General features: G+C 69.2%; 27 protein-coding genes. 13 read left to right on the top strand and 14 right to left on the bottom strand.

Annotated features, from left to right (window positions below; translation table 11 throughout):
- Positions 1 to 125: 125 nt before the first annotated feature.
- The 8 genes from ACZ6DL_RS31050 to cofD all read right to left on the bottom strand — a co-directional run bounded on the left by ACZ6DL_RS31050 (position 126) and on the right by cofD (position 6,873).
- Positions 126 to 1,262: an alkane 1-monooxygenase gene (locus tag ACZ6DL_RS31050; RefSeq protein ID WP_466056416.1), complete on the bottom strand. Its 1,137-nt coding sequence runs from the start codon at positions 1,260 to 1,262 to the stop codon at positions 126 to 128.
- Between the two features lie 191 nt (positions 1,263 to 1,453).
- Positions 1,454 to 2,074: a TetR/AcrR family transcriptional regulator gene (locus tag ACZ6DL_RS31055; protein WP_391464519.1), complete on the bottom strand. Its 621-nt coding sequence runs from the start codon at positions 2,072 to 2,074 to the stop codon at positions 1,454 to 1,456.
- A gap of 40 nt (positions 2,075 to 2,114) precedes the next feature.
- Positions 2,115 to 2,297, bottom strand: a complete 183-nt coding sequence (locus tag ACZ6DL_RS31060; protein WP_040869242.1) for a rubredoxin — start codon at positions 2,295 to 2,297, stop codon at positions 2,115 to 2,117.
- Positions 2,294 to 2,467 (bottom strand): rubredoxin, encoded by a 174-nt coding sequence (locus ACZ6DL_RS31065; RefSeq protein WP_040869243.1) that lies wholly within the window; start codon positions 2,465 to 2,467, stop codon positions 2,294 to 2,296. The genes ACZ6DL_RS31060 and ACZ6DL_RS31065 overlap by 4 nt, the downstream gene beginning before the upstream one ends.
- Positions 2,468 to 2,540: 73 nt before the next feature.
- Entirely contained in the window at positions 2,541 to 3,788 is a 1,248-nt protein-coding gene (locus ACZ6DL_RS31070) for an alkane 1-monooxygenase (RefSeq protein WP_466056419.1), read from the bottom strand.
- A gap of 187 nt (positions 3,789 to 3,975) precedes the next feature.
- Positions 3,976 to 4,494, bottom strand: a complete 519-nt coding sequence (locus ACZ6DL_RS31075; protein WP_466056421.1) for an NUDIX hydrolase — start codon at positions 4,492 to 4,494, stop codon at positions 3,976 to 3,978.
- A 37-nt stretch (positions 4,495 to 4,531) separates the two neighbouring features.
- Complete coding sequence (locus ACZ6DL_RS31080; RefSeq protein ID WP_466056423.1) at positions 4,532 to 5,878, bottom strand: coenzyme F420-0:L-glutamate ligase; 1,347 nt, start codon at positions 5,876 to 5,878, stop codon at positions 4,532 to 4,534.
- On the bottom strand, positions 5,875 to 6,873 hold the full coding sequence (gene cofD, locus ACZ6DL_RS31085) for a 2-phospho-L-lactate transferase (RefSeq protein WP_466056425.1): 999 nt from the start codon (positions 6,871 to 6,873) through the stop codon (positions 5,875 to 5,877). The genes ACZ6DL_RS31080 and cofD overlap by 4 nt, the downstream gene beginning before the upstream one ends.
- 492 nt (positions 6,874 to 7,365) lie before the next feature.
- Between cofD and ACZ6DL_RS31090 the strand changes: the two genes are divergently transcribed.
- The 7 genes from ACZ6DL_RS31090 (at position 7,366) to ACZ6DL_RS31120 (ending at position 13,852) form a co-directional block, all read left to right on the top strand.
- Complete coding sequence (locus tag ACZ6DL_RS31090; protein WP_029901515.1) at positions 7,366 to 7,599, top strand: WhiB family transcriptional regulator; 234 nt, start codon at positions 7,366 to 7,368, stop codon at positions 7,597 to 7,599.
- Positions 7,600 to 7,722: 123 nt separating this feature from the next.
- Positions 7,723 to 8,202 (top strand): metallopeptidase family protein, encoded by a 480-nt coding sequence (locus ACZ6DL_RS31095; RefSeq protein WP_168434228.1) that lies wholly within the window; start codon positions 7,723 to 7,725, stop codon positions 8,200 to 8,202.
- Positions 8,203 to 8,501: 299 nt separating this feature from the next.
- Entirely contained in the window at positions 8,502 to 8,882 is a 381-nt protein-coding gene (locus tag ACZ6DL_RS31100; protein WP_040869368.1) for a DUF3499 domain-containing protein, read from the top strand.
- A gap of 51 nt (positions 8,883 to 8,933) precedes the next feature.
- Entirely contained in the window at positions 8,934 to 10,310 is a 1,377-nt protein-coding gene (locus tag ACZ6DL_RS31105; protein ID WP_466056427.1) for a phosphomannomutase/phosphoglucomutase, read from the top strand.
- Positions 10,311 to 10,428: 118 nt separating this feature from the next.
- Positions 10,429 to 11,631 carry a serine/threonine-protein kinase gene (locus ACZ6DL_RS31110; RefSeq protein ID WP_466056429.1) on the top strand — a complete coding sequence of 401 codons (1,203 nt, stop codon included), beginning with the start codon at positions 10,429 to 10,431 and terminating at the stop codon, positions 11,629 to 11,631.
- Positions 11,631 to 12,851 carry a mannose-6-phosphate isomerase, class I gene (gene manA, locus ACZ6DL_RS31115; protein WP_466056431.1) on the top strand — a complete coding sequence of 407 codons (1,221 nt, stop codon included), beginning with the start codon at positions 11,631 to 11,633 and terminating at the stop codon, positions 12,849 to 12,851. Before ACZ6DL_RS31110 ends, manA begins: the two co-directional genes overlap by 1 nt.
- A 74-nt stretch (positions 12,852 to 12,925) precedes the next feature.
- A complete protein-coding gene (locus ACZ6DL_RS31120) occupies positions 12,926 to 13,852 on the top strand; it encodes a cation diffusion facilitator family transporter (protein ID WP_466056433.1) in 927 nt (308 codons plus the stop codon).
- Between the two features lie 71 nt (positions 13,853 to 13,923).
- Here ACZ6DL_RS31120 and ACZ6DL_RS31125 read toward each other — a convergent pair whose 3' ends face one another.
- On the bottom strand, positions 13,924 to 15,393 hold the full coding sequence (locus ACZ6DL_RS31125) for a phytoene desaturase family protein (protein ID WP_466056435.1): 1,470 nt from the start codon (positions 15,391 to 15,393) through the stop codon (positions 13,924 to 13,926).
- A gap of 190 nt (positions 15,394 to 15,583) precedes the next feature.
- Positions 15,584 to 16,153, bottom strand: a complete 570-nt coding sequence (locus ACZ6DL_RS31130) for a TetR/AcrR family transcriptional regulator (protein ID WP_466056437.1) — start codon at positions 16,151 to 16,153, stop codon at positions 15,584 to 15,586.
- A gap of 107 nt (positions 16,154 to 16,260) precedes the next feature.
- Between ACZ6DL_RS31130 and ACZ6DL_RS31135 the strand changes: the two genes are divergently transcribed.
- Together ACZ6DL_RS31135 and ACZ6DL_RS31140 are read left to right on the top strand one after the other, a co-directional pair.
- Entirely contained in the window at positions 16,261 to 16,686 is a 426-nt protein-coding gene (locus tag ACZ6DL_RS31135) for a DUF4267 domain-containing protein (RefSeq protein WP_466056439.1), read from the top strand.
- A gap of 131 nt (positions 16,687 to 16,817) precedes the next feature.
- On the top strand, positions 16,818 to 17,033 hold the full coding sequence (locus tag ACZ6DL_RS31140) for a DUF4287 domain-containing protein (RefSeq protein WP_466056440.1): 216 nt from the start codon (positions 16,818 to 16,820) through the stop codon (positions 17,031 to 17,033).
- Between the two features lie 119 nt (positions 17,034 to 17,152).
- Here ACZ6DL_RS31140 and ACZ6DL_RS31145 read toward each other — a convergent pair whose 3' ends face one another.
- Positions 17,153 to 18,517: a cation:dicarboxylate symporter family transporter gene (locus tag ACZ6DL_RS31145; RefSeq protein ID WP_466056441.1), complete on the bottom strand. Its 1,365-nt coding sequence runs from the start codon at positions 18,515 to 18,517 to the stop codon at positions 17,153 to 17,155.
- Between the two features lie 188 nt (positions 18,518 to 18,705).
- Here ACZ6DL_RS31145 and ACZ6DL_RS31150 point away from each other — a divergent pair, with 188 nt between their 5' ends.
- Both ACZ6DL_RS31150 and ACZ6DL_RS31155 read left to right on the top strand, forming a co-directional pair.
- Positions 18,706 to 20,211, top strand: coding sequence for a sensor histidine kinase (locus ACZ6DL_RS31150; RefSeq protein WP_466056591.1), 1,506 nt, complete (start codon positions 18,706 to 18,708; stop codon positions 20,209 to 20,211).
- A complete protein-coding gene (locus ACZ6DL_RS31155) occupies positions 20,208 to 20,912 on the top strand; it encodes a response regulator (RefSeq protein ID WP_466056443.1) in 705 nt (234 codons plus the stop codon). The genes ACZ6DL_RS31150 and ACZ6DL_RS31155 overlap by 4 nt, the downstream gene beginning before the upstream one ends.
- Here ACZ6DL_RS31155 and ACZ6DL_RS31160 read toward each other — a convergent pair whose 3' ends face one another.
- The 3 genes from ACZ6DL_RS31160 to ACZ6DL_RS31170 form a co-directional block, all read right to left on the bottom strand.
- Positions 20,913 to 22,214 (bottom strand): cytochrome P450, encoded by a 1,302-nt coding sequence (locus ACZ6DL_RS31160; protein WP_466056445.1) that lies wholly within the window; start codon positions 22,212 to 22,214, stop codon positions 20,913 to 20,915.
- Between the two features lie 104 nt (positions 22,215 to 22,318).
- Positions 22,319 to 23,041 (bottom strand): TIGR03089 family protein, encoded by a 723-nt coding sequence (locus ACZ6DL_RS31165; protein WP_040869268.1) that lies wholly within the window; start codon positions 23,039 to 23,041, stop codon positions 22,319 to 22,321.
- Positions 23,042 to 23,044: 3 nt separating this feature from the next.
- Entirely contained in the window at positions 23,045 to 24,601 is a 1,557-nt protein-coding gene (locus tag ACZ6DL_RS31170) for an LCP family protein (protein WP_466056447.1), read from the bottom strand.
- A gap of 110 nt (positions 24,602 to 24,711) precedes the next feature.
- On the opposite strand from ACZ6DL_RS31170, the gene rfbD reads away from it, so the two are divergent.
- Together rfbD and ACZ6DL_RS31180 are read left to right on the top strand one after the other, a co-directional pair.
- Positions 24,712 to 25,581, top strand: coding sequence for a dTDP-4-dehydrorhamnose reductase (gene rfbD / locus ACZ6DL_RS31175; RefSeq protein ID WP_466056449.1), 870 nt, complete (start codon positions 24,712 to 24,714; stop codon positions 25,579 to 25,581).
- Between the two features lie 69 nt (positions 25,582 to 25,650).
- Entirely contained in the window at positions 25,651 to 26,547 is an 897-nt protein-coding gene (locus tag ACZ6DL_RS31180; protein ID WP_040869272.1) for a glycosyltransferase family 2 protein, read from the top strand.
- The last annotated feature ends 12 nt before the right edge of the window (positions 26,548 to 26,559 follow it).

A 26,559-nucleotide genomic window follows, 5' to 3' on the forward strand; every position in this document is an offset into this window, starting at 1 on the left:
GCCTCTCCTGGTTCGGCAAGTACCGAGGCAAGGCTAGTCGCTCACGGCCGGGTGCGGACTACGCGGCCGTCCTCTACCCCCGGCCCGGCGCGGACCGAGGCCGCGCCGGGGCACCGATGCGCCCGTTACGCGGTGACCCCGCGGGCCGCCAGGATGCGGCGGCGCTTGCGCGGCTGGATGTTCGCCAGTGTGATGTCGCCGCCGTAGTGGGCGAGGACGCGGTCGTCCATCATCCAGCGCCACAGCGGCGGGATGGCGGCAAGCACGATCATGGCGGCATAACCCGCGGGCAGTTGCGGGGCCTGTTCGGAGGTCCGCAGCGTCTGGTAGCGACGGCCGGGATTGGCGTGGTGATCGCTGTGGCGCTGCAGGTGGAACAGGAAGATATTGGTGACCAGATGGTCGCTGTTCCAGCTGTCGCGCGGCGAGCAGCGGGCGTACCTGCCGTTCGGGCGGCGGGCCCGCAGCAGGCCGTAGTGCTCGACATAGTTCACCGTCTCCAGCAGGCCGAAGCCGATCACGGCCTGCAGCAGCAGCCAGGGCAGCACTTGGTAGCCGAACGCCGCGATCAGGGAGCCGAACAGCACCAGCGTCATCGACCAGGCCTGCAGGATGTGGTTGTGCACGCTCCACCAGCCCTTGTCCTTGCGCGCGAGCCGTTCGCGCTCTAGGGCGATCGCGGAGCGGAAACTGCCGGACACGCTGCGGGGCAGGAACTCCCACAGCGACTCGCCCAGCCGGGCACTGGCCGGATCCTCCGGGGTGGCCACGCGCACGTGGTGGCCGCGGTTGTGCTCGACGAAGAAGTGCCCGTAACCGGACTGCGCGAGCGCGATCTTGGCCAGCCATCGCTCCATGTGCTCGACCCGGTGCCCGAGTTCGTGGGCGGCGTTGATGCCGATGCCGCTGACGAATCCGAGGGTGGTGGCCAGACCGAACTTGTCGACCGTGCTCAGTTCGTCACCGGCCCACATGTAGCTCGCGATGACCAAGCCGATCAGCTGGACCGGGAGCATCAGATAGGTGCACCACCGGTAGTACCGATCGTTGGACAGCAGCTCGTAGTCCTCGTCCCTGGGGTTGCTTCCGTCCACGCCGACCGCCCAGTCCAGCACCGGGATGATGATCAGCACGATGATCGGACCGATCCACCAGAAGACCGCGGAGCCGGTGTGCAGCACCAGTTGTGACGGCAGTAATGCCGACGAGGGCGCGAGCAAGCCGAGAACCCACAGATGGCGTTTGGGATCGACCGATCCCATCGGTTTGCCAACCGTTTGCACTTTTGCTCCACTCAGAGAAGACCCGAACACCGTCGCCTGAGAATACTTCCTGAGTTGTGGTCCGTTACAACGATGCCGTCGGTTGAAACGTGATCGCTATTACAAGCCGGGCAGTCTGTTTTCAATGTGCTGCATATGCGCCAGGTCGCGAGCAGGTTGCCCGTCAGGGCTCAGCTCTGCACCCGCGCGGCGAGGATCGCTTCGACGTAAGGGCTCAGCAGCGCGCTCAACTCCTCGGGCGCGTCGCGCCCAGGACCAGGCGGAGTGGGGATGTAGCTGAGGGCGATTCGCACCAGCGCGTGCGCGATGACGTCGGATTCGGCCGCCGTCGACGCCACCCAGCTGTGCTGGAAGGCACCCGACAGCCGCTCGGTCGCGTGCTCCAGCAACGGCCCCGCGTCGAGCGTGATCAGGCGCAGCAGATCCAGCTTGACCTCGCCCGCCACCAGCGACTGCACCAACGGGTCGGACGCCGCGTCGAACAGGAAATTCGTTATCCCGTCGCGGAAAGCCGCGCGGACGTCACCGACATTGCCGTTGATGGCCGCGTCGACGTGATCGACCAGGAAGTCGGCCAAGCGCAGCGCGTAGGCCTGGGAGAGTCCGCTGCGCGAGCCGAATTCGTTGTACAGCGTCTGCCTGCTCACGCCGGCCCTGGTCGCGACGTCACCGAGCGTGATCTTGGACCAATCCCGCTCGGTGAGCAGCTCGCGCATCGCGTCCAGGACCGACGTCCGCAGCAGATCCCGCGCGGCCTCCTGGTAGGGAATCCTGGTTCCGTTCCGCGGCATACCCGCGACACTGTCACGGGCGCCTGCCGCAGTCAAAATCTCACGACCGTTCGATTTCGACCATGAAGAAGTCCGCTTTGGCGGCGCCGCAGTCCGGACAGGTCCAGTCGTCGGGGATGTCGTCCCAGCGGGTGCCCGGGGCGATGCCGTCCTCCGGCCAGCCCTCGGCTTCGTCGTACTCGAAGCCACACTGGATGCACTGATACAGCTTGTACTCGGTCATTTCATACTCCCCATCGGCTCGAAGTCGATCTTCTCCCGCACGCCGCAGTCCGGACAGCACCAGTCGTCCGGCACCGTCTCCCACCGGGTGCCCGGCGGAAAGCCCTCGTGCGGAGCGCCTTTCGCTTCATCGAAGACGTAGTCGCAGACTGGGCAGCGATACGCGCTCACGCCGCCTCCTTCCGGACCCGGACCGACTCCTCCGTGGTGGTCACTACTCGCCGCCACCTCCGGCCTCGGACGCTCATGCCGTGGCCTTTCCCGTCTGAGCGGCGCCGTAACGCGCCAGCACCTTGTCCCGCTTACGCGGATCTATGTTGGCGCGGGTGATGTCGCCGTCGTAGTGCGCGAGCACCCGCTTGTCCATGACACGACGCCACAGCGGCGGGAAGTAGGCGAGCAGGATCATGCTGGCGTAGCCGCTCGGCAGGTTCGGCGCGCCGTCCCAACTGCGCAACGTCTGGTAGCGCCGGGTGGGGTAGGCGTGATGGTCGCTGTGCCGCTGGAGGTGGTACAGGAAGATGTTGGTGACGATATGGTCGCTGTTCCAGCTGTGCACCGGGGCGGGCCGCTCGTACCGGCCGCTCGCCGTGCGCTGCCGCACCAGGCCGTAGTGCTCCAGGTAGTTGACCGCCTCCAGCAGGCTGAAGCCCACCACCGCCTGCAGGATCAGGTACGGCAGCAACTCGACGCCGAACACCGCGACCAGGACCGCGAACAGCGCCGCCGACATCAGCCAGGCGCTGAGCACTTCGTTGCGCGGGCTCCACGGCTTCTTGCCGAGCCGCTCCAGCCGGGCCTTCTCGAGCTGCCAGGACGACTTCAGGCTGCCCCACACGGTGCGCGGCCAGAAAGCCCAGAACGTCTCGCCCACCCGGGAACTCGCCGGATCCTCGGGGGTGGCGACGCGCACGTGGTGGCCTCGATTGTGCTCGATGTAGAAGTGCCCGTAGCAGGACTGGGCCAGCGCGATGCGCGACAGCCAGCGCTCCAGGTCGACCTTCTTGTGGCCGAGTTCGTGCGCGGTGTTGATGCCGATGCCGCCGATCATGCCCACGGTGATCGCCAGGCCGATCTTGTCCACCACGTGCAGCCCGCCGTCGATACCGAGCCAGCTCACGTGGTCGGCGGTGATCAGATAGGCCGCCATCACCAGCGTGGCGTACTGGAACGGCAGGTACAGGTAGGTGAGATAGCGGTAGTACTTGTCGTTCTCCAGGTACTCCATCACCTCGTCGGGCGGATTGTCGCCGTCCGGGCCGAAGAAGATGTCCGCGATCGGGATCAGCACATAGACCAGGATCGGCCCCAGCCAGAACGGCACCTGCGCGATGCGATGCCAGCCCAGCTCGTTCAACGCCCAGATCAACGGCAGGCCGATGAGGAAAAGTCCCGCCGGGGCGAACAATCCCCACAGCCACATATAACGCTTGCGGTCCCGCCAATCCGGTGCCTCCACCGGCTGTGCGGACGTGTCGGCGTGCGTCGACATCGTTGTCTCCATTCCGAACGGCACGTCAGATGTGACGTGCATTACCTCACCAATGGACGATAGATGGACATTTGTCGCTTGTCTATACAAATGAGTCAATTTGTAAACATGAGGCGCGGACGGACGACGAAAGCCCCGGCCGGATGGCATCCGACCGGGGCTCGGCCTTCGAGAGAACAGGGCTAACTCACCGCAGGAGGACGTCGGCGTCGGCGGGCAGGGCGTCTACCGGCCACCAGCGCAGGTCGGTGGATTCGTGGCTGCGCACCGGGGTCGCGCCCGCGGGGGCGGTGATGCGGAACAGGAGGTCCAAGTGCCTGGTGGGCGTACCGAGCGAACAGGTGATGGGATGCGCCTGCGCGCCGTAGAGGCCCGGATGCAGGCGCAGGTCCGCGATGCCGGACTCCTCGGTCGCTTCGCGCAGCGCGGCGCCCGCGACCGTCTCGTCCCCCTCCTCGCAGTGGCCGCCGAGCTGGATCCAGCGCCCGACCCGCGGATGCAGGGTGAGCAGCACCTCGCGACCGTCGTGAGAGAACACCACCGCGGAGGCGGTGATGTGCCCGGGCGCGTGCTCGCGCAGGCAACCACGCGGTGCGGAGCCGAGGAAGGCCAGCATCGCCTCGCGCAGGGAGCGCTCCGGATCTGTCGCGGGACCCCAGGTCGCGAGCAGCTCGGTCGCCGAGGCGTGCAGCGATTCCGCGCTCACCGGTGACCCGCCGTGGCGCGGAAGGCGATTCGTCCGATCACAGCTCGACCAGCCCGGAGCCCGCGCCGGGCGCCTGACGCGGGGTCAGCTCCTCGAGTGGATGGCCGATGGCGACGGCGCCCAGCGGACTCCAGTCCTCGGCCAGGCCCAAAACCTCACGGGTGACCTCGGGCGCGAAGATCGTCGACCCGATCCAGCAACTGCCGATTCCCTCGGTGGCCAAGGCGACCAGCAGCCCCTGCACCGCGGCGCCCACCGCCACGGTGAACATGGTGCGCTCGTCGGCCCGCCTGCGCTCGTCCGGGTAATCGTGCGCACCGTCCGGCACGCAGAACGGAATGATCACCTCCGGTGCGTCGAACAGGATGCGCCCGCGCGCGACCCGGCGTTCGATCCGCTCCGGCGGCAGGCCGTCCGCGGTCAGGTCCGCGCGCCACTTCCGCGCCATCGCCTCGAGCAGTCGAGTGCGCAACTCCGGCGTGCGCAGCCACACGAACCGCACGGGCCGCGTGTGGTGCGGGGCCGGCGCGGTCAGCGCGATCGACACCGCCGAGCGGATCCGCTCCGGATCGACGGGCGCGTCGGAGAACTGACGGATCGAGCGACGCAGCAGGATCGCCTCCCTGCGACCGCGTTCGATCGCCTCCGCGGTGCCCAGCCAGAACAGATCGTCGGTGCCGCCGCGGAGCAGATCGGTGGCGTCGGATCCGTCGTCGACGATCGGCAGCCCGCGCACCACGGCCACCGGGACACCGCCCAACTTGCCCTTGACCAGGTCCGCGGCCGCGGCCAGCTCGTCGGCCACGGCCACCTGGGTGACGAACAACTCGTTGCCCTGGCCGTCCACCGCACCCGCGTAGTCGTGCAGCACCCGCAGGCCCGCGGCGCCGATGGCCGCGTCGGTCTGCCCGTTGCGCCAGGCGCGGCCCATCGTGTCGGTGACGACCACCGCGACCGTCACGCCCAGCCGTTCGGCGAGCGCGGCGCGCAGCGCCTTGGCGCTGGCGTCCGGGTCGGTGGGCAGCAGCACGAGCTCACCCTGTTCGACGTTCGAGCCGTCGACACCGGAGGCCGCCTGCACGATCCCCAGCTTGTTCTCGGTGATCAGCGTGCGACCCCGGCGCGCGAGCACCCGCACCGCCTCCTGGTCGACGAGCCCGCGCCGCACGGCGTCGCGCCCCTCGGGGTCCAACGGAGCTTCCACGATGCGGCCCTCGACCTTGGCGACGATCTTGCTGGTGACCACCAGCACGTCACCGTCGGCGAGCCAGGGCGCGCAGCGGGCGATCTGCTCGGCGAGGTCGTCGCCGGGGCGGAATTCGGGCAGGCCGGTGACGGGCAGGATGCGCAGCTCTCCGGCCGCGTGGTCGATCGATGTGCTCACAGGGCGACTCCAGCGAGATCCAGCGCCTGACGCACCATTTCGGCGGTGGTGGGCGGGTCGGTCATCAACAAGGGCACGCTGCGTACCTCCACTCCGGGCACCTCGGCGGTGTCGGTGCTGTGGATCAGCCAGCCGTCCAGGATTCCGGTGGCCGAGCGGGCGCCGTAGTACCGGCCGATCGCCTCGGCCGTGGTTTCCACGCCGATCACCGACAGGCACTCGTCGGCCATACCGCGCAACGGCTTCCCGTCGATCACGCCGGACACGCCGATCACCTTGGCCGGGGTGGTGCGCAATGCGCCGCGGATACCGGGCACGGCGAGAATGGCGCCGATGCTCACGACGGGGTTCGACGGAGCGAGGAGAACCACGTCGGCGGATTCTATGATATCGATCACATTTGGGGCAGGTTTGGCTTCATCGGCGCCAATTGTGGCGAATCCATGGGTGTCGATGTTCGCGCGGTAGCGAACCCACCACTCTTGAAAATGGATCGCGCGCCGTTCGCCAGGGTTGTCCGGATCGGTCACCACGACATGCGTTTCGCAGCGATCGTCGGTTGCCGGGATCAGTTTCACGCCGGGCTGCCACCTGTTGCACAGCGCCTCGGTGACCGTCGAGAGCCGGTATCCGGCGCGCAACATTTCGGTACGGATCAGATGCGTGGCGATATCGCGGTCCCCCAAGCCGAACCAGTCCGGCTGGGCGCGATACTTCGCGAGCTCCTCCTTGGCGTGCCAGGTTTCGCCCACGCGGCCCCATCCGCGCTCGGTATCGATACCTCCGCCGAGGGTATACATGCAGGTGTCGAGGTCGGGGCAGATCCGAAGGCCGTGCATCCAGACGTCGTCGCCGACGTTCACGATCGCGGAGACGTCCGCCTCGGGCAGCAGCTCCCGGACGCCCTGAAGGAAACGCGCGCCACCGACGCCGCCGACCAGCACGGCGACCCGGGGTCCGTTCGCGGGTGTGGCGTCCGCTTGTTGTCCAGTCACATCCGCACAGCCTATGCGCTGGCGTGGCGGCTCCCGTTCACGGCAAATTTGCTGTTTATTTGCTATTGCAGATCACAAGATCGTCTCGGAATGCGGGTGCGGATAGTAACGGAATAGCGACGGCGGCTTGACCATCGACGCGTCCGGCGTGTCTAATCACAGTCATGTCATTCCGGGTTCGCGCGAGAGATCTACGCGCGAACGGTATTTCGAACACCTGTTCGCATCGGTGTGACAAGCTCGGGGACGTCCGCGGGACAACGTCGCGGGGTATGGCCGTCGGTGCATGTGTTGGTCCGACGGAAAGAATCATTCTGCGCTAACACACAGTGAGGAGGCGGAGCGATGGCCAACGAGATGGTCTCGCCGACCGATTCCACAGCAGGCGCAGCACGTGGCGTCTGCGCAGACAACGGCGGCTGGAAGGACCAAGAGGGGGGTGACGGAGTCACGACGCCCCGGCTCAGCCTGGTCGTGACCGGCTTCGACGAGATGTTCGAATCCATCGAGGAGCAGTGGCAGGAGCGCGCCCTGTGCGCGCAGACCGATCCGGAGGCGTTCTTCCCCGAGAAGGGCGGCTCCACCCGTGAGGCCAAACGGATCTGCATGGGCTGCGAGGTACGCGACGAATGCCTGGAATACGCGCTCGCGCACGATGAGCGCTTCGGCATCTGGGGCGGCCTCTCCGAGCGGGAGCGCCGCCGCCTCAAGCGCGGCATCGGCTGACAGACGTACGCGGCGCCCGGAGCCGCCCGCCCACCAGGGCGCTCCGGGCGCGCGCGACACGGCCGAAGTTCTCCCACCGCCTCGGTGCGGACGGCCGCGGCCCGCTGGCCTAGATTTTGTCTCATGGCACGTTCCCGTAAGCGTCGACCGCCCACCGCGCGGTCGGTGATCCGCCGTGGCCGCGGAGTGCGCGGGCCGATGCTGCCACCCACCGTTCCCGCTTGGCGGACCCGCGGCCAGAAGTTCGACCGGCTGGTACTGGAGGCGTTCGCCCCCTTGGACTCCCGCTGGCACGACCGGCTCACCAAACTCGACATCGCGGTCGACGACGTTCCGAAAATTCGTCCGCTGCACCCCGATTCGGTCACCTGGCCGGACGAGGTGGTCGCCGACGGCCCGGTCCCGCTCTCCCGGCTCATCCCGGCAGGCGTCGACCGGCACGGCGCGGCGACCAGGGCGCGGGTGGTGCTGTTCCGCAAGCCGCTGGAACTACGCGCCAGCGACCCCGACGATCTGGTGGATCTGCTGCGCGAAGTGCTGGTCCAGCAGGTCGCGACCTACCTGGGCGTCGACCCGGACGTGATCGATCCGGAAGCCGAGTGAGTCGTACCCATCCACGCGGCGGCGGTCCTCGAATGCCGTTGCGGGGCAAGCGCGGGCACGTGTAGGGCGGCCGTCTGCTGGGTACCCTGCACTTCCACTCTCGACAGACCACTCGCGCGCGCGTCCGGGACACCGATGCCCGCGCGTCCGGGGGACGTCGTCCACAACGCCGCAGCGCGCGTCGCGCGCCCTGCGGAACGCCGTGCTGCCCTCGTTTCGTGGCATGCGGACCGAGATTCCTCGAGCGTGTCTGTCCCCATCGACGCGCCAGGGGGGTTACTCTCATCGGCGTGATTCCCATGCGTCGTTGCTGCCGTCCAGGCTGCAAGAATCCGGCCGTCGCGACGCTCACCTATGTGTACTCGGACTCGACGGCAGTGGTCGGGCCACTCGCGACGGTCGCCGAACCGCACTCCTGGGATCTCTGCGAAACGCACGGCTCACGCATCACCGCTCCGAAAGGCTGGGAACTGGTTCGCCACGAAGGCGGATTCTCCTCCAGCACACCGGACGACGACGATCTGACCGCGCTCGCCGAGGCGGTGCGGGAGGCCGGGCTGCGCCGCCGCCCGCCGGAGCGTGAGCAGCGCGGCTACCACGACTACTCTCCCCCGCCGCCGCGTACCACGCGAACGGGTCGCCGCGGCCATCTGCGCGTCCTGCCCGACCCGCCGTCCTGATCGACGAGGACGGTGTCGGACCCCTCCGGCGCAACCACTAGGGTGTTGGGCATGACAGTCGCCCGCTCTGCCGAATTCGTGAACGCGGTGATCAAGGCCTACGACGTTCGCGGTGTGGTCGGTGAACAGATCGACGCGGAATTCGTCAGGGACGTCGGCGCGTCCTTCGCCCGGCTGATGCGCGCCGAGGGCGCGCACCGGATCGTCATCGGACACGACATGCGCGACTCCTCACCCGAGCTGTCGGCCGCCTTCGCCGACGGCGCGCTCGGCCAGGGCCTGGACGTGGTGCACATCGGCCTCGCGTCCACCGACCAGCTGTACTTCGCTTCCGGCCGCCTGGACTGCCCGGGCGCCATGTTCACCGCCAGTCACAACCCGGCCCGATACAACGGCATCAAGCTGTGCCGCGCCAAAGCCCTTCCGGTCGGGCAGGACACCGGTCTGGCCACCATCAAGAACGAGCTGATCGAGGGCGTGCCCGCGTACGGGGGCGAGCGCGGCGCCGCGACCGAACTGGACCTGCTGGCCGAATACGCGGAGTTCCTGCGCGGCCTGGTCGAACTCGGCGGCATCCGGCCCCTCACCATCGCGGTGGACGCGGGCAACGGCATGGGCGGGCACACGGTGCCCGCGGTGCTCGGCGCGCTGCCCCAGGTGAAGATCGTGCCGTTGTACTTCGAGCTGGACGGCAACTTCCCGAACCACGAGGCCAACCCGCTCGACCCGGCCAACCTGGTGGACCTACAGAAGCTGGTCCGCGAATCCGGCGCGGACATCGGCTTGGCGTTCGACGGCGACGCCGACCGCTGCTTCGTGGTGGACGAGAACGGCGAGCCCGTGTCGCCGTCTGCGATCACCGCCCTGGTCGCCGAGCGCGAGCTGGGCAAGGAGCCCGGCGCGGTGATCATCCACAACCTGATCACCTCCCGCGCGGTGCCGGAACTGGTGCACGAGCTGGGCGGGACGCCGGTGCGCACCCGGGTCGGTCACTCGTTCATCAAGCAGGAGATGGCCGCCACCGGAGCGGTGTTCGGCGGCGAGCACTCCGCGCACTACTACTTCCGCGACTTCTGGGGCGCCGACTCCGGGATGCTCGCCGCGCTGCACGTGCTGGCCGCGCTCGGTGAGAAGGACCGGCCGGTGTCGGATCTGATGGCGTCCTACGCGACCTACGCGGCCTCCGGCGAGATCAACTCCACGGTGGCCGACGCCGCGGCGCGGACATCGGCCGTGGTGGACGCGTTCGCGGACCGGGCGCACTCGGTCGACCGCCTCGACGGGGTGACCGTGCAGCTGGCCGACAACGCCTGGTTCAATCTGCGCGCGTCGAACACCGAGCCGTTGCTCCGGCTGAATGTCGAGGCCCGATCGGCGGAGGAAGTAGACGCACTCGTGACCGAGATCCTGAGCATCGTGCGCTCCTGACTGGAATAGTGGAATCACAGGCCTTGGATTCGCCCGGCTCGGTCTCGGTGTGGCAGCTGGACCGGGTGGGCGCGGGGGCGGAAAAGATACAGCGCGATGAGGGGAGGTGGGACGCCCGATGATCGCTGGAACACCGGTGCTCGACCTCGACGATGCCGCTTCACTCGAGGCCGCCGACGCAGGCGGCGCCCTTCGCTCGGCCGCCTCGGGCGGCGCCCAGGTGCGCGCTACCGCGGCCGCCGTGGGTGAGCACGCGCTCGCCCGATTGGCCGATCTGCGGCCGCGCAGCGTCGTGCTGGTCTCCGGTTCCGGACGTGCCGCGCGTGCCGCCGGACTGCTCGTGGCCGCACTCGGGGACCGCGCGGGCCTGCCCGTCGTGCCCGCCACCGCCCTCCCGCCGTGGGTGGGGCCGCTCGACGTGGTCCTGGTCTCCGGCGACGACGCGGGTGATCCCCGCCTGATCGATGCCGTCGACCGGGCGCTGCGCCGCGGTGCCGAGGTGGTCGTCGCCGCGCCGCACGAGGGGCCGCTGCGCGCCGCCGCGGCCGGTCGCGCCGCCGTTCTGGAACCGAGGGTGCAGGTGCTCGGGCACAACCGCCTGTTGCGCTTTCTGGCCGCCGGAATCGCGGTCCTGCGCGCGGTCGACCCCCAGCGCACCGGATCCGCCGTGCCCGAACTCGCCGAACTGGCCGACGTGCTGGACGCGGAGGCGCTGCGCGACGGCCCGCACAACGAGGTCTTCCACAACCCCGCCAAGACGCTGGCGGCCCGCATGCAGCAGCGGGGCATCGTGCTCGCGGGTGATTCACCCGCCGCCGCCGAACTGGCCGAGCACGGCGCCGAGGTGCTGTTGCAGACCGCGGGCAAGGTGGCCACCGCGGTGGATCTGGCCGAGGCCGTGTCGGCGCGGACCCGGATCGCCGAGGCGGCGGGCGAACCCGCACCCGGCTTCGACCCGATGTTCCACGACGAGGAGCTGGACGGCCCCGCGCCCGTGGAGCGCATCCGGGTGTTCGTACTCAGCGCCGATCGCGATCGTGCGGCCGCGCGCCGCCGCGTCGCGATCTTCGGCGGTGGTGGACCGAATCTGGTGGACGCCGACCTGGTGAACGCCGATGTCGATCTGCTGCACACCGAGATGGCCGACCCCGCCGCTCCCGCGCAGGCCCACGCCGAAGAGCCCGCGCAGGCGAACGGCACCGAACTCGAACAGCTCGCGGTGCTCGCGCTGCGACTGGAGATGGCCGCCGCCTACCTGCGGCTGATCGGCTCGCGTACCGCCGCGACCGACGGCCAGGGGCAGTACGGGGGAAGCTACTAGTGCACGAACTCGTTGGTGCGCTGCGCTCGTATGCCTGGGGCTCGCGCACCGCGCTCGCTCAGCTGTGCGGCAGGCCGGTGCCGTCGGCGCATCCGGAAGCGGAATTGTGGTTCGGCGCCCACCCGGCCGACCCGGCGTACGTCAAGATCGGGGACAGCCCCACCTCGCTGCTGGAACTGATCGCCGCCGACCCGGACCGGGAGCTGGGCTCGGCCGCAACCAGGTTCGGCGAGAAGCTGCCGTTCCTGCTCAAGGTCCTGGCCGCGGAGGAGCCGCTGTCGCTGCAGGCGCACCCGAGCACCGAGCAGGCGCGGGCCGGCTTCGACCGGGAGAATCGGGCGAAGGTGCCGCTGGATTCACCACTGCGCAACTACCGCGACGACAATCACAAGCCGGAGCTGGTCGTCGCGCTGGAGCGGTTCGAGGCGCTGGCCGGTTTCCGCGAACCGCACCGCACCGTCGCATTGTTGCGCGCGCTTGCGGTGGACGGGTTGCGCTCCTACTGCGAACTCCTCGCCGCGCAGCCGGATTCCGCGGGTCTGCGCACCCTGTTCACCACCTGGATCACGCTGCCGCAGCACGTGCTCGCCACGCTGCTGCCCGAAGTGCTGGACGGCTGCGTGCGATATCTGTCCGGCAAGGGCACGCGCGAGTTCACGGCCGAGGCGCGCACGACGCTCGAATTGGCCGAGGCCTACCCCGGTGACGCCGGTGTGCTGGCGGCGCTGCTGCTGAACCGGGTGACGCTGGAGCCGGGCCAGGGCTTGTTCCTCGCGGCCGGAAATCTGCACGCCTACCTGCGCGGGGTGGGGGTGGAGATCATGGCCAACTCCGACAACGTGCTGCGCGGCGGCCTCACCCCCAAGCACGTCGACGTACCGGAACTGTTGCGGGTGCTGGATTTCGAGCCGATCGGCCTGCCGGTGGTGCTGCCCGAGCCGGCCGGTGACGGATCGGTGCGCTACCGGACGCCCGCCCCCGAGTTCGCGCTGCGCCGCTTCGACCTGGTCGCCGGGTCCGCGCGGGTGCCGCTGACCGCGGCGGGGCCGGGCATCGTGCTGTGCACGGCGGGAACCGTGCGCCTGTTCCGCGACGGCTCGTCGCTGGAACTCACCCGCGGCGGCGCGGCGTGGATCTCCGCCGCCGACACCGATATCCGCGCGCAGGCGGTTGACGGTCGCGTCCAGCTGTTCTGCGCGTGCGTCGGTGCGGCCGACTGACCGATCCGGAACGCCTATCCCCAGGTGCCCTAGTCTGTTCGCGGGTATCTCGAAAACAGAGAGGACATGCTTCCATGTCGGCTGGCGGTGGCAAGAAGGCGATCATCGCGGCGTTGACCGCGAACGCGGGGATCGCCGCGGCGAAATTCGTCGGTGCGGCGATCACGGGTTCGGGGTCGATGCTCGCCGAGGCCGTGCACTCCGTGGCCGACACAGGCAACCAGGGATTGCTGCTGCTGGGGCAGCAGCGTGCCGCGAAGGAAGCCGACGAGCTGCACCCGTTCGGGTACGCGCGCAACCGCTACTTCTATTCCTTCATCGTGGCGCTTGTGCTGTTCACCCTCGGCTCCGGTTACGCCGTCTACGAGGGCATCCACAAGATCCAGCACCCCGAGGAGCTGAGTTCGCCGATCGTGGCGGTCGTCATCCTGGTGCTCGCGATCGCGTTGGAGTCCTACAGCTTCACCACGGCGGTGCGCGAGTCCGCGCCGCTCAAAGGCGATGCGAGCTGGTGGCGGTTCATCCGCAATTCGCGCAGTCCGGAGCTTCCGGTGGTGCTGCTGGAGGACACCGGCGCGCTGATCGGTCTGGTCTTCGCGTTCGCGGGCGTCGGCCTGACCATGCTCACCGACGACCCGGTCTGGGACGGCATCGGCACCCTGGCCATCGGCGGCCTGCTCGGCGTCATCGCGGTGGTGCTCATCGTGGAGATGCAGAGCTTGCTGATCGGTGAGGGCGCGACGCCGGAGGAGAACCGGCGGATCCGGACGAGCCTGGTCGACGAGACCCGCATCGATCGGGTGATCCACCTCAAGACGCAGTATCTCGGCCCGGACGAATTGCTCGTGGCCGCGAAGATCGGCGTGGTGCCCGGTCTCGACGTCGCCGCGATCGCCGACGCCATCGATGACGCCGAGTCCCGCGTCCGCGCGGCGGTCCCCGCGGCGCGCGTCATCTACCTCGAACCCGATCTCTACCGCACCGAACTCGCCAAGGGATAGGTCCGCCTAGATCGGGGACGGCGCCTCGCACGGCGCGCGAGCCGTGCGGGGACCGGCGACGAACGGGCCGTTCAGCGGTGCTGGAAAGCGGGAGTGCGTAAGAGGTCGAGCGGATCTGTGCGGATGGTGAAGCGTTCGCGCAGCGCGTGGCGCGCGGCGTGCAGCCCGCTCATGCCGTGCACCCCGGGGCCGGGTGGCGTGGCGGACGAGCACAGATAGACACCGGGGATCGGTGTGGCATAGGGATTCCAGCGCGGGGCGGGGCGGAACGCGAACTGACGCAACGTCATCGCGCCCGCGGAGATGTCGCCGCCGATGTAGTTGGCGTTGTGCGAGGGCATTTCCGCGGCGGTGATCACGTTCCTGGCGACGATCAGATCGCGGAAGCCCGGCGCGAACCGCTCGACCTGAGCGATCACGTCCTCGCTGACATCGCGGGTGGAGCCGTTGGGCACGTGGGCGTAGGTGTAGAAGGTGTGGCCGCCGGCGGGCGCGCGGGTGGGATCGACCACACCGGGCTGGATGGACAGCACATAGGGCCGTTCGGCGTGCCGTCCCATGGCCACGGCGTGCTCGGCGGCCATGGCCTCGGCGCGGGTGCCGATGACGTGGACCGTTCCGGCCAGCGCGCAGCCCTCGGCCTGCCACGGCACCGGCCCGGAGAGCGCGAAGTCGATCTTGCACGCCGCGCCGCCGTACCGGAAACGCCGCAACCGCTTCGCATACCGCGCGGGCAACCGGTGCTCGGCGATCCGCAGCAGTTCGGCAGGGGCGAGATCGAGCAGAACCGCGCGGGCATCGGCGAACTCGTCGATCGAGTCGACCCGGTGCCCGGTGTGCACCCGGCCGCCGAGACGTTCGAGTTCGGCGATGAGCGCGTCGGGAATGGCCTGACTGCCGCCGCGCGGTATCACCCAGCCTCCGGCATGCGCCAGCGTGCCGAGCAGCAGTGCGGCGCCAGCGGCCGTGATCGCGCGCGGCGGGATGATCGCGTGGGTGGCGATGCCGGTCAGGAGGGCAGGTGCGACCTGTTCGCGGAACCGGATGTCCCACAACGGGGTACCCTGCTCCACCGTGCGCAGGCCGAAACGGATCGCGGTGGCGAGCCCGGAGGGGATGCGGCGCAGATCCGACATCGCGATATCGACCACGTCGGGCCAGTGCCGCACCAGCGGCGCGAACAGCTTGCGCCAGGTCGGGCCGTCGGGACCGAGAGCCTCGACCGTCCGTTCCAGGTCCCGCCAGGCCAGCCCGGCCACGCCGCCGTCGAGCGGATGGGCGTAGGAGACCTCCGGCGCGAGCAGCTCGACGCCGTGCGCGGGCAGATCGAACGCCCGGAAGAACGGGGAGGCCGCCGCCATCGGATGCGCGCCGGCACAGACGTCGTGCCGGTAGCCGGGCAGGGTCAGTTCCGCTGTGCGGGAACCACCCCCGGCCGTATCCTCGGCCTCGTACACCTCCACGGCGAGCCCCGCCCGGGCCAGGATCACCGCGGCGGCGAGCCCGTTCGGTCCGGAACCGACCACCACCACATCAGCCATAACCCCACGCTACCGGCCGACCGGCCTTCGACGCGCTCGCCGACACCACCCCCGCGCGACCGACACCCCGACCCAGCAGCAGTCCGGGCATCGGGCTCACGACTCCTGGCACGGACTCCCGTACGTGCGCGGCCGGTCACCGAGCACGCTCCGTGTTCATCGACGAGAGCCGGAAGGTGCGAACCCGCCGCTAGCGCGCACCGACCGCGGCGAGCCACGCCGCCACCAAGAGTTCACCTCGCTGATGTCGCAGCTGCGGTCGGAGACGACATCCGCGTTCGAGGGTGGCCAGGCCGTGCAGGGCGCTCCAGGCGATCTCGGCGCGAGCGCCGAGGTCGGATTCGCCGACGAACGGGCGGAATATGGCTTCCAGCTCGCCGAACGCCTCGCGCAGCGGCAGGGGCGCTTCCGGTCCGAAGGTGAGATCGCTGTTCATCAGGAACATCGCGTCGTAGAGCGCCGGGTTGGCCGCCGTGAATCCCAGGTAGGCCCGCGACACCGCGCGCAGTCGGTCGGCATCGTCGGAGTCCTCGGCTCGCGCCTGTCGCAAGAGCTCGGTGAGTTCGGCGAATCCCCGCTCCGCGACCGCGGAGACGATCGCAGACTTCCCCGCGAAGTGGCTGTACAGCACGGGTTGGCTGGATTCGATCCGTTCGGCGAGACGACGCACGGTGACCGCCTCCCACCCCTGCGCTTCGGCGAGTTCGCGTGCGGTGTCGATGATGCGCTGCCTGCGTTCCTTGCGCACATGAGTGGTCATCTCTTGATTCTAGCGTTGCTAGACAAGCTATCGAAGCTCACTTATGATCGCTATCAGTTCTAGCGTCGCTAGATTTCCAGCCGAGACTTCCAGCCAGGAGCACCGCCATGACCCTTTCCCGCATCACCACCGTCCTGTCCCTGATCGGCGCCGCGTTCATCCTCTACATCGGGATCAGCTATCTGTTCGCGCCGGACGGCATCGCTCCCGGCTTCGGCCTGCCCGCATGGCCGGACGGTGAGGCGGCGGCGTTCATGAACCTCAAAGGCGTGCGGGACACCGTCTTCGGCGTGTTGATCCTGGTCCTGCTCGGCCTGCGCCAGCGGTACGCGCTCGGCATCGTGACTTCGGTGGTCGCGCTCGTGCCGGTCGGTGACATGCTCACCGTGCTCAGCTGGAACGGTTCCGCCGCCGCGGCATTCGGTATTCACGGCCTGACCGCCGTCCTGGTGGCGCTGACCGGTGGGTTGTTGATCCGCGAGCACAGTCTGGACAAGCGCCGCGCGGCCGTTTCGGTCGGCGCGTCTGCCTGAGACGACGGTTCGGCAGACACGAGGTTCGCGCCGATGGGGGTGATCCGGAGCACTTTTCCCGGGACCGCCGACGACTTTCGAACGACCGCCCCGTCCGCACAATCGAACGCACGACGAGCAAGGAGATCGACATGGCGACCAAGCCGCACGGGCCCGCGTCCTACTTTCCCTCCATCGAGGCCAAATACGGCCGCGCCATCGAGGAGTGGAAGGCCGCCATGCGCGACACCGGACTGACCTCGCACAAAGAACTCGTCGAATGGCTGAAGACCGAGCACGGATTCGGGCACGGCCACGCCACCGCGCTCACCCAGCACCACCTGAATCCGGAGAAGTGGGCGGACTGATCCCGGACGCGACGAAGGGCCCGCGGATCAGCGAATCCGCGGGCCCTCGTCATTCACCCAGCGGCCGGGCGACTGCCACGCCTCAGCCCGGCGCTACGGATGGCCTCTCTCCCCCGCCGTCAAGCCTTGACCAGATCTACGGCCTCGGCCTCTTGCGTGAGCGTCGCCTCCGGCGTCCCGTGGTCGTCGTCGACCATGGTCCGCTCGTCGAAGGGCACCTTGCGATCGAGCACCTCGCGCACCCGGTCGACGTCGACGGTCTTGGTCCAGGTGCCGATCAGCACCGTGGCCACCGCGTTGCCGGAGAAGTTGGTCAGCGCCCGTGCCTCGGACATGAAGCGGTCGATGCCGACGATCAAGCCGACGCCGTCGAGTAGTTCGGGCCGATGGCTCTGCAACCCGCCCGCCAGCGTGGCCAGCCCCGCGCCGGTGACACCCGCCGCGCCCTTGGACGCGACGATCATGAACAGCAACAGCCCGACTTGCTCGCCGATGGACAGCGGCTTGCCCATCGCCTCGGCGATGAACAGCGACGCCATGGTCAGGTAGATGGCGGTGCCGTCCAGATTGAACGAATAGCCGGTCGGCACGACGACGCCCACAGTGGTGCGCTCCACGCCCATGTGGTCCATCTTCGCGATCAGCCGTGGCAGCGCCGATTCCGACGACGACGTCGCGAGGATCAGCAGGTACTCCCGCGCGAGGTAGCGGACCAGCTTGAAGATCGACACCCGCGAGACGCTCCACAGCAGCACCCCGAGCACACCGAAGACGAACACCAGGCAGGTGAGGTAGAAGGCGGCCATCAGCGTGCCCAGCTTCACCACGGCGTCCAGGCCGGTCTTGCCGACCACGTTGGCGATCGCGCCGAACGCACCGATCGGCGCCAGCCACAAAATCATCACCAGGATCCGGAACACGAGTTTCTGCAGCAGCGCCACGCCGCGCAGGATCGGCTCGCCCGTCGTGCCCATCGCCTGCACCGCGAAACCGACCAGCAGCGCGACGAACAGCGCCTGCAGGACATTGCCCGTGGTGAGCGACGACAACAGAGTGGACGGGACGATGTTCTGGATGAATTCCCAGGTGCCGCCCGCGCTGTGCGCGGTGTTGGCCAGGTCGTGACCGGCCTTGGTCGACTTGGCGATATTCAGTCCCGCGCCGGGTTGCAGCAGATTGCCGACGACGAGCCCGATCCCGAGTGCGATGGTCGACATGACCAGGAAGTAGCCGATGGCCAGGCCGCCGACCTTGCCGACGGTGGCCGCCGCGCGCACCGAGCCGATTCCGAGCACGATGGTGCAGAAGATGACCGGAGCGATCATCATCTTGATGAGGTTGACGAAGATGGTCCCCAGCGGGGCGAACGACTGCGCGGTGCCGGGCGCCTGCCAGCCGACGAGGACGCCCGCCACCACGGCCACGATGACGGCCAGATACAGCCAATGGGTGCGGTCGCGCCGCGTTCGAGTCGAGTCGCTCATAGCGAGGATTTCCCTTCGAAAGGTACCGACGCGAACTGACTCACGCCTTCCAGGCAGAATGATGGTCGGCCGGGTGATCCCGGTCACTGTTTGGTGCATTACGTTCAGCGGAGGCAGAGCTTGTGAGACGCGGTCGGCTCTCCCTCGCCGGGCAGGCGTTCGTCTTCCAGTTGGTCGTACTCGCGGTGATGATCGCGATCGGTGTGGTGCTCGCGGTCCTGGACGCCAGGCACGACAGCGACGTCACCACCACCAGGGAGGTCACCGACGTCGCGGTGAGCGTGGCCGACGCGCCCTCCACCGTCGAGGCGCTGCGTGGCACGGATCCGACGGCGCGGTTGCAGCCGGTGACCGAGGAGATCCGGCGCGAGACCGGCATGGACTTCATCGTGGTCATGGCGCCGGACCGCACGCGCTATACGCACACCAATCCGGCCATGATCGGGCTGCCGTTCAGCGGCACCATCGATCGCGCGCTGGCCGGGGAGACCTTCACCGAGACCTTCACCGGCACACTGGGCCCCTCCATCCGGGCGGTGACTCCGGTGCACGACAACGGGCGGATCGTCGCGTTGGTCTCCGCGGGCGTGACACGGGCGAAGATCGGCGACCAGGTCGCCACTCAGCTCCCGGTGATCCTCGGCGTCGCCGGTGCGGGTCTGCTGCTGGCCGCGGGCGGATCGTTCCTGCTCAGCCGCAGGCTACGGCGGCAGACCCACGGCTTGGCGCCCGACGAGCTGCGCGCGATGTACGAGCACCACGACGCGGTCCTGCACTCGGTGCACGAGGGCCTGGTGGTGTTCGGGCCCTCCGGCGAGGACGCCGAGGTGGTCAACGACGAGGCGCGCCGCCTGCTCGACCTGCCCCCGGGCGACGTCCGGCGCAGCGATCTCCCGCTGTCGTTGCAGCGGATGAGCTGGGGCACCGTCCGTGACGAGATGCACGTGACCACCGACCGGATCCTGCTGGTCAACCAGGACACCGTGGAGTGGGAAGGCCGGGCGATCGGCACCGTGATGACCATCCGCGACCACACCGAATTGCAGTCGGTGATGGGCGAACTCGATTCCGTGCGCGGCTTCGCGGCATCGTTGCAGGCGCAGGCGCACGAATCCGCCAACCGTTTGCACACCGTGGTCACCATGGTCGAGCTCGGCCGCCACCGGGAGGCGGTCGAGTTCGCCACCGCGGAACTCGAACTGTCCCAGTCGCTGATCGACCGGCTGTTCGCCGCGGTGGGCGCGCCCGCCCTGGCCGCCTTGCTGCTCGGCAAGGTGAATCAGGCCGCCGAACGCGGCATCGAGCTGACGATCACCGACGACACCGCGCTCGACTCGGTGGACCCGCTGTCCCCGCACGAGACCGTCACGCTCGTGGGCAACCTCGTCGACAACGCCATCGATGCGGCGGCGGACAGTACGTCCGGCTGGGTGGAGGTCACCTTGCGACACCAGCGCGCGAACGCCACGGACGAGTCCCTGCTCTACATCCGGGTGGCCGACAGCGGCCCCGGCATGTCGGCGGAGATGTTCGCGCGCGCGTCCCAGCGGGGTTATTCGACCAAGACCGATCACCACGGGCTCGGACTCGCGCTGGTCCACCGGCTGGTGGCCCGCCACGGGGGAAGCATCCGCACGCAACGGGACCCCGAAAGCGCGGTGACCGTGACGATTCCACGGAAGGAAGCACGATGATTCGTGTGCTGATCGTCGAGGACGAGCCGCTGATCGCCGAGGCGCACCGCGCCTATGTGGAGCGCATCGCCGGATTCACGCCCGTCGGCGTCGTCCATACCGGGCGCGAGGCGATGCGCGCGGCGGCCGACGCCGCGGCCGAGGGCACGCCGATCGACCTGGTGCTGATGGACATCGGCCTGCCGGACGCGAGCGGCCTCGACGTGGCCGCCGCGCTGACCGGCCTGGCGCCGCGCCCGGACGTCATCGCCATCACCTCCGCCCGCGACCTGGCCATGGTGCGCACCGCCGTATCGCACGGGGTCGTGCTGTATCTGCTGAAGCCGTTCACCTTCGCCGCGTTCCGCGACAAGCTGGAGCGGTATCGGGAGTTCCGCACCGCACTTCCGGCCGGTGAGAGCGCCATCTCCCAGCACGACATCGATCGGGCGCTGAGCGCCCTGCGCACCCCCGACCAGCGCGCGGCCACCCCGAAAGGTGTCGCGCCGCAGACCCTCGACGAGATCTCCCGCACCGTGCGTGCGGCCGAAGCCGAGGGCGTGACGGCCGCGGACACCGCGTCCTCGATCGGCGTCTCGCGCATCACCGCCTGGCGTTACCTGGAGAAATTGGCCGATGACGGGCTGGTCGTGCGCCGCTCGGACTACGGAAGGGCCGGACGCCCGAAGACCCGCTACGTCTGGAAGACCACAACCGGCTGATCAGACCGGCTCCGGCGCCTGCGCGCGCTGACCGAGGCGCACCGGCATCCGCTCGTAGCCGTGCAGGGTGAACAGCGCCCGGCGCTTGGGCGGACCGTCCAGGCGCAGGTCCGGAAAACGCTCGAACAGGGCTTGCAACGCGTGGACGCCTTCCATCCTGGCCAGACTGGCCCCGAGACAGACGTGCACGCCGCTGCTGAAGGACAGGTGCTCCTTGGCGTTGGCCCGTCCGACATCGAACCGGCCGGGATCGTCGAACATCTCCGGGTCGCGGTTGGCGCCGGCCAACGACAGCACCACCGTGTTTCCCTCGCGCACCGTCATCCCGTCGATCTCGACGTCGGTCAGCGCGGTCCGTGCGGTGGTCTGCACCGGCGAGTCGAAGCGCAGGATCTCCTCGACGGCGTTTGGCCACAGCTCCGGCTCGTCGCGCAGCCGCTCGAGCTGATCCGGATGGGCCAGCAGTTGTGCGACACCGTTGCCGATCAGGTTGACCGTCGTCTCGAAACCGGCGCCCATGAGCAGGCTGGCGGTGGCCTTGAGCGCGTCGGAGTCCAGCTCACCGGTGGTGACCAGGGTGGAGAGGATGTCCTCGCCCGGCTCGCGGCGCAATCGTTCGATGTGCCGGTCGAGGTAGGCGTTCATCACCTCCATGGCCAGCAGTGCTCTGCGGTGCGCGCGCCACGGGATGCCGACGTCCAGCAGGGGCGTCATCCGATCGCCCCAGTCGAGGAATTTCGCCTTGTCCTCGTCGGGGAAGCCGAGCATCTCGGAGATGATCGCGATCGGCACCTGGGCGGCGAACGACGGGATCAGGTCCGCCGAACCGTGCGCGGGCAGCGCGTCCAGCAGTTCCTCGGTGACCGTCTCGACGCGGTCGCGCAGCCTGCGGATCGCACGTGGGGTGAAGGCGGAGGCCACCGGCTTGCGCATCGCCGTGTGCTCCGGCGGATCGATCACCAGCATGGACGGCGGCTCGACCGGATTCGGCGGCAGCGGAAAGCGCTCGGCCAGCTTCTGTAGCGGCTTGGGGATGTTGAAGCTCTCGGTGGTGCGCACGCCGAAACGGCTGTCACGCAGGATGGACCGGCACAGCTCGTGGTCGAAGGTCGCCCACGCGATCGAGGTGCGCAACAGCCTGTGCTGCCCGCGCAACCGCTCGATCAGCGGGTAGGGGTCGTCGAAGCCCGCAGTCCCGCCCATCAATTCGGCGAAGGGGTCACCGCGGCGCGCCTGCACGCGCAGGACGAGCCGAGGCGCGCCCTGCACGGACAACCAGCGGAACCAATATTGTGGCTTCATATCCAACCCCCGTCGTCGTGCGGTGACTCCACCGTACGGAACGTCACCCAGGTTGTGGAACGTCCTCAGGTCGGATTCGGCGCTTATACCGTGGTAGGAGCCGCTCAGCCGCGCTGCGCGGTGACCCGCTCCGAGGTGATGCGCCGGTCACGCAACGCCGGATCGGGGTTGACCACCTGCACCAGCGAGGCGCCCGCGGCGAGCACCGCGAGATATCCGTCGATCAGTTCGGCCGGTGTGTCCCATGGCGTGCTCGACAGCACCCGGTCCCCCTCGGCGAAGCCCTGGCGCATAGCCGATTTCCGCGCTTCGGCGAGCACCTCGGAGACCGGCATGCCGTCCAGCGCGACACCGGCGCCGCGGGGCAGGAACTGGTCGCCGTGCACGCGTACCGAGGTGGCGAAGTCGGTGACTCCGATCGGCAGATCGCGCACCGGGGAGCCCATGGCGTCCAGCGACAGCGCCGCGGCCTCGCCCGCGCCGTCGGCGTCGTCCAGGCGATCCGGGGTGACCAGGGCCAGATCGGCGTCCTCGTCGGGGCGCAGCACCACTTCGGTACCCGCCCACCAGCAGCCCAGCAGCACCGCCGCGGTCTGCCAGTGCGCCGGGAGCAGGACGGCGACCCGGGCCCCTGGGCTCAGGCCGAACTCGTCGCGAATCAGGTTGGCGGTCTTGGCCGCCCAGTTCGCCAGCGTCGCGCCGGACAGCTCGATGCGCGCTCCGGTGGCGTCGTCGTAGTAGGTGACCCGCGGGCCCGCGGGTTCGCGGGCCAGGATCGGATCGAGTACCGCTTCGGTGAGAGTGTGTGCCTGGTCGATATCACGCATGGTTCAGTTCACGCATTTCGGTCCGTTCTGGCCTGCGTCGATCGGTGGAGCGGGTGGGACTGGCGTGGCCGCGGTCGACGTTCCGGACAGATCGAACACCCGGCTCGCCGATGAGCCCGGACCAGAATAGTCGCTCGCCAGCACGACGCTCACCGAATCCGGGGACAGCGCAGGATCCGCGAGCACCGCCAGGCCGCCGAGCGCCTTGGCCACCGCCTGAGCCTTCGGGCTGGAAGTGTCCGCCGCGAGCACCCGGCTGCTGGTCACGCGGTTGCCGCTGTAGTTGGTCACCACGCCTTGACGGAATCCCTTGGTGTTCAGCGCCTGGGCCACCTCGGCCGCGAGTCCGCCGACGCCGCCCGCGTTGTAGACGCTGACGGTCACCGTCGCGGGGTCGAAGCCCGGCTCGGCGTTGCGCGGGGCCGGAGCGTCGCCCACCAGCGAGGCGATATAGGACCGGACCGCTTTCGGCTCGACTTTGACCACGGATTCGCCGTTGCCGGTCTCCCCGTTGAGGTCGGCGACCGGAATGGTCTCGAATTTCACCCGGCCGCCGGACAGATCCTTCAACCGCTGCAGGAACGCCAGCACGTCCCAGTCCTCGTCCAGCACGATGGTGCGCCCCACCGCGTCGCTGAGTTGCTGGAGTTTGAGCGGATTGGCCAGCGTCTTCGCGCTGAGCACCTGCTGCACCAGCTGGGCCATGAACACCTGCTGGCGCACGATGCGGTCGATGTCGCCGCGCGGCAGATCGTGGCGCTGGCGCACGAAACTCAGCGCTCGCGGCCCGTCCAGACGCTGGCGTCCCGCGGGGAATTTGGCGCCGGACATCCATTCGTCCACCGGGTTCTTCAGGCACACCTCGACCCCGCCGACGGCGTCGGTGAGCAGCGCGAAGCCGAGCAGGCTGACCTCGGCGTAGTGGTCGACGGTGATGCCCGTGAGCCCGGCCACCGTCTTGATCAGCGCCTGCCTGCCCGCCTGCGTGGACTGCCGATCGGCGTCGGCGGCCGAGACCCCTTGATCGGTGAGCTTCTGGATCTGCATCGCCTTGGTCGCGCCGTAGGCCGAGTTGATCTTGCCCATGCCCAGGCCCGGAATGTTGACGTAGGAGTCGCGCGGGATCGAGATGGCGGTCGCCGAGCGCCCGTCGTTCGGCACGCGCAGCAGCACGATGGTGTCGGTGTTGGTGCCGACCTCGTCGCCCGCGTGCAGCATCGCGCGCTCGGCGTCCGACAGGGGGTTGCCGTGTGCGTCGGTACGGCTGTCCACACCGACCAGCAAGATGTCCACCGCGCCGTCGCGATTGCCGCCGAGGCCGAGATCGCCCAAGCGCTCGATGTCGGCGACCAGCGCGTCCACGCTGCGCCAGGCGAAGCCGGTGAGCGCCAGCACGATCACGGCGGCGGCTACCGCGATCGAGCGCAGCGGCCCGAAGGACCGGTCGCGCGATCCTTTCGTCCGCGGCAACGCCGATGTGCCCCTCCGCTGCGACAAGTCCCAATCCTCTCGCCGAAACTCGGTGTCATGGCGATGCGTGCGCAACCGATCCGCCACCATGGTTACCGCTCGCCCCGCCCGATTTCGGGATCCCCGATAGCTCAAGGCTATCGAACGGTTATCGCGAACGGCCGCAACCGCGCAATCGGCGGCGTGCCAGACTTGCGCCCGTGACCGACCCCACCGCGCCCGAGTCCACCGCCTCCGTCCGCCTCGTCGTCACGGGGGCGCACGGACAGGTGGGCCGGGAACTGCTGCGTCTGGCTCCGGCCGCCAGCGGCTACGGGCGCGCCGAACTCGACATCACCGACCCCGTCGCCGTGCGCGCGGTACTCGCGCCCGGCGACGTGGTGCTGAACTGCGCCGCCTACACCGCCGTGGACCGGGCCGAAACCGAAGCCGAAGCGGCGTACGCGGGCAACGCCACCGGACCGGCCGTGCTCGCCGAGGTCTGCGCCGACCTCGGTGCCCGGCTGATCCATCTGTCCACCGATTACGTCTTTCCAGGTACCCAGGATCGGCCGTACGACACTGCGGATGTGACGGGGCCGACGTCGGTGTACGGAGCGTCCAAGCTCGCGGGTGAACAAGCGGTGCTCAGCCGCTGCCCGGACGCGCACGTGGTGCGCACCGCGTGGGTATACACCGGGCGCGGTGGCGATTTCGTCGCCACCATGCTGCGGCTGGAGCGGGAACGAGACACCGTCGACGTGGTCGACGACGAGGTCGGCTCGCCCACCTACGCCGCCGATCTGGCCGCCGCGCTGCTGGAACTGGCGGGCCGGCCGGACGCCCCCCGGGTGGTGCACGCCACCAATGCGGGGCGGGCCAGTCGATTCGAACTCGCCCGCGCGGTATTCGCGGGTATCGGCGCCGATCCGGGGCGCGTCCGCCCGTGCGACTCGTCCGCTTTTCCCAGACCCGCACGGCGCCCGGCGTATTCGGTGTTGTCGCCGCGGGCCTGGAACGATGCCGGGCTGCGCCCGCTGCGGGATTGGCGGATCGCGCTGGGGGACGCGCTGGCACGACGGTCCGGCTAGCGCGTACCTTCGGCCTCGGACGGGCCATCGGCGAACGGAGTCCGGCTGCGCCCACTAGAGTTGCCTGTCGTGAGTGATTCCGATTCCGCGGCGCCCGCGGGCCTGGCCGTCGTCACGGTGACCTACTCGCCGGGTGAGCACCTCGAGCACTTCATCAGCACCCTGGCCGGGGCCACCGCGGAGAAACCGCAGGTGATCCTCGCCGACAACGGGTCGGTGGACGGTGTGCCGGAGCTGGCCGCCGAGGCGAATTCGCACGTGCGGCTCCTACGCACCGGCGGCAACATCGGCTACGGCGGCGCGATCAACCGGGCGGTCGCGGAGATCGATCCGGACATCGAGTTCATCGTGATCGCCAACCCGGACATCCGCTGGGGTACCGATTCCATCGACAAGCTGCTCGCCGCCGCCAAGCGCTGGCCGCGCGCCGGTGCGCTCGGGCCGCTGGTGCTCGAGCCGGACGGCAGCGTGTACCCGTCGGCCCGCCGGGTGCCCGGCCTGCTCGACGGCGCCGGGCACGCGATCCTGGGCACGGTGTGGAAGTCCAACCCCTGGACCCGCCGGTACCGGCAGGAGAACGAGGAGATCTCCGAGCGGGCCGTCGGCTGGCTGTCCGGCTCGTGCCTGCTGGTACGGCGCGCCGCGTTCGACTCGATCGACGGCTTCGACTCGCGCTACTTCATGTACATGGAGGATGTCGACTTCGGCGACCGGATGGGCAAGGCGGGCTGGCACAACGTGTTCGTGCCGGACGCCGAGGTGACCCATGCCAAGGGCCACGCGGCGGGCCGCCATCCCGAGGTCATGCTGCCCGCCCATCACGCCAGCGCCTACCGGTTCCAGGCCGACCGGCATCCGCACTGGTGGCAGGCTCCGCTGCGGCTGGCGTTGCGGGCCGGACTTGCGATCCGCTCGCGGATTGCGGTTCGATCTGCCCTGCGCCAGCAGGCGCGCGACGCCGGGTAACCGGCGGCGCAG

The sequence above is a fragment of the Nocardia sp. NPDC041819 genome (genome assembly GCF_055590505.1).